At 68.1% G+C, this 2,455-nt stretch carries 4 protein-coding genes and 1 pseudogene; 3 read left to right on the top strand and 2 right to left on the bottom strand.

Annotated elements, in window-relative coordinates:
- Positions 1 to 239 precede the first annotated feature (239 nt).
- The 3 genes from KZA10_RS12430 to KZA10_RS12420 are packed head-to-tail and all read left to right on the top strand — an operon-like array spanning position 240 to position 1,772.
- The gene (locus KZA10_RS12430) at positions 240 to 536 is read left to right on the top strand and encodes a helix-turn-helix domain-containing protein (protein ID WP_218683025.1); all 297 of its coding nucleotides are present in this window, start codon (positions 240 to 242) and stop codon (positions 534 to 536) included.
- Positions 533 to 748, top strand: coding sequence for a hypothetical protein (locus KZA10_RS12425; protein ID WP_218683024.1), 216 nt, complete (start codon positions 533 to 535; stop codon positions 746 to 748). Before KZA10_RS12430 ends, KZA10_RS12425 begins: the two co-directional genes overlap by 4 nt.
- A complete protein-coding gene (locus tag KZA10_RS12420; RefSeq protein WP_218683023.1) occupies positions 741 to 1,772 on the top strand; it encodes a hypothetical protein in 1,032 nt (343 codons plus the stop codon). Before KZA10_RS12425 ends, KZA10_RS12420 begins: the two co-directional genes overlap by 8 nt.
- 111 nt (positions 1,773 to 1,883) lie before the next feature.
- Here KZA10_RS12420 and KZA10_RS12415 read toward each other — a convergent pair whose 3' ends face one another.
- Positions 1,884 to 2,117, bottom strand: coding sequence for a hypothetical protein (locus KZA10_RS12415; RefSeq protein ID WP_218683022.1), 234 nt, complete (start codon positions 2,115 to 2,117; stop codon positions 1,884 to 1,886).
- Between the two features lie 211 nt (positions 2,118 to 2,328).
- A pseudogene (locus KZA10_RS12410) lies at positions 2,329 to 2,455 on the bottom strand (undecaprenyl-diphosphate phosphatase); the annotation flags it as partial.

Below are 2,455 nucleotides of genomic sequence, written 5' to 3'. Positions count from 1 at the left end.
GTCAGCTCTCGGTAGGAGCGAGCCAGGGGACGAGACATTCCCGCAACCGCGCCGGTTGCTCGACCCATGGGTAGTGCCCGCAGTCGGCGATGACCTCCAAGTCGGCACGCAGCGCTGCTGCGTAATCATGGACCTCGCCGCTAACGAAGCATCGGCCAGACGGGCCGATAGCCGGAACCGGTTGAGCAGAACGGATGACGAAGCGCACCTAGTCGGTGCTCACTCCAAGGAGTCATCCCATGTCCATCAACAACCCCACTTCCCCCGCCCGCCGTCGTCTCGGCACCCAGGAGCAGGCTGCCCGCATCTGGGGCTGCGACGTCCGCACCATCCGCAACCGGATCAGCGACGGCACCCTCACCGGCTTCAAGCTTCCCGGCACGCGCGCGATCCGCGTCGATCTCAACGAAGTCGAGCGCCTGCTGGAAGTCATCCCCGCGGCGAAGCGTCAGCCGCGAACGCCCTTCGGGCCTGACGCGCGAATCGTGACCGTGGTCGAGGCGGTGAGCGCCGAGGTCGCCCAGGACGAGTCGTGAGCGCCGACGAGAGCCTCGCCGCTGAGATTGCAGAGGCAGAGCGTATGCGCGCCGAGGGCATCGCGGAGTTCCATCGCCTCTCGCTCCCGAAGTCATCGCCGCTCCGGCTGAGCGAGAAGGAGCGCGCGGAGGCTGACGAAGCCCTGCGCGAGTTCGAAGATCGCCGCGCTCGCGGCGAGTGGTACGGCGAGGAGGAGGACGCCGATGGATGATCGAGTGATCCCGGCCCGAAAGGCGCTCGATCTCCTGTCGAGCGCCGCCAAGGACCGCGGGCTCAACGCCTACAGCAGCGCCGCGGGCGTGATCGTCATGTGCGCGAGCTACTACCCGCACCAGCCCACACGGTTGGAGTACAGCGCGCGTCGGGTGCGACCTGTGACCGGGCGCACCGGAGACGCACGCTGGGAAGACGTTCTGCACGAGGAGTGCGACGGCTTCGTGCGGATCCGCTATCCGAAGACGCTCCGCGACCTGAGAGTGCCGATCCTCGTAGCGGATGCCGTGCCCGCCCTCGAAGTGGAGCGATGCTGCCACGTCGAGGCGGACGCGCTCGGCGGCTGGGACTGGCGCTCTGAACTCGCCGTTCTGGTCGAGGAGGCCGTATCCGTGGACGGCAGCGAGTGGAGCGACGAGTGGGACCGCCTGACTCGCGCCCGGGCGGAGGTACACGCTCGCGAGGAGGCAGAGCGGGCTGCATTCGCCCTCGGACAGCAACTGCCGCCCAAGCTCCGAGTGCAGACCTTCGCCTCGGTGCTGAAGGCGGCAGGGCGACCCGTGACGGTCGAACAGGCGCGCGTCTCGTGGGAGTGCGGACACTCCGACGAGGAAGGGCGCTGGCGGCGCGTGTCGTACGTCCTAGATCCCGAGCGCGGCATGCTTCCCGCAGCCGACACCTGCATGCTGCACGATGCCGACGAGACGGACCCGGCCGCCCTCGCCGCCGAGTATCAGCGCGTAGTGGACATGACCGACGAGGAGCGCGCCGAGTACAAGCCGGTCCCCGAGAAGGTGCGTCGCAACGGCCCGCCATGGGCGAGGGGTAAGGCCTCCAGCACACCGAAGGCGGAGCCTCGGGAGGAGTGGACGACGGACCGGACGGGCACGTTCTTCGATGAGAACGGAATCCCGCGCGACCTCGGTGTGCAGAAGCTGTTCAAGAGGGCGAAGGAGATCGGCGGGGCGTATCCACCGCGCCGAGCGATCGAGGCCATGAAGAAGGCCATGAAGAGCCCGTAGCACCGTGGCGGCGTCGGTCCCCTCGTCCCGTCCCATCCCATCCCCACGCCCCTACTACGTAGGGGCGGACGGGATGGGACGGGACAGCGGGGACAGCCGCCGCGGGACGATTCAGCCGAACGCGCAGGTGGACCCGCTGAGCACGTCCGTACCGAAGTAGGAGCGGGCAGCCTGACGAGACAGGGGCCAGCCAGATTCGCCCACGGGGGTGGCCCCCGGATCGCGGCCAACGAGCAGGGCGGCCTGCCAGCGGGCGACGTCCTGAATCACGTCGGAGGCGGGACGAGGGCGGGCGGCACCCATCGTCATCGACATCGTGCGGCCGTTCATGCTCATCGTGCTCATCGTGGGTCTCCATCCCCTCGGCGTGCGTGTGGTCAGACCACAAGAGTACCTCGTACCCCCATCGGGTACCACGGAAATACCTGCCGTAGTACGCTTGCATCTAGAGGGCATATGCCACCGCCCTCGAAGATGCTGCTGGCGGTAGGGCCGGGCCTGACGAACAGGTTCGCTCATGCCCACGAACTCCGCCCCTTCTTCCATCCCTCAGCCCCCCCATCGTGATGGTGCCGCCCGAGCGGGAGACACCCGGGATCAGCGCCAGCGCCTGCGCGAAACCGAAAGCGATGCCGTGCGGGTAGGTGAGGTCGTCGAGCTTGCGGCGCTTCGCCCCCACGTAA

The organism is Microbacterium sp. BF1 (assembly GCF_019279095.1).
GTDB classification, from domain to species: Bacteria; Actinomycetota; Actinomycetes; order Actinomycetales; family Microbacteriaceae; genus Microbacterium; species Microbacterium maritypicum.
The sequence above is the reverse complement of the archived record's forward strand: the minus strand, read 5'-3'. Positions and strand labels throughout refer to the sequence as shown.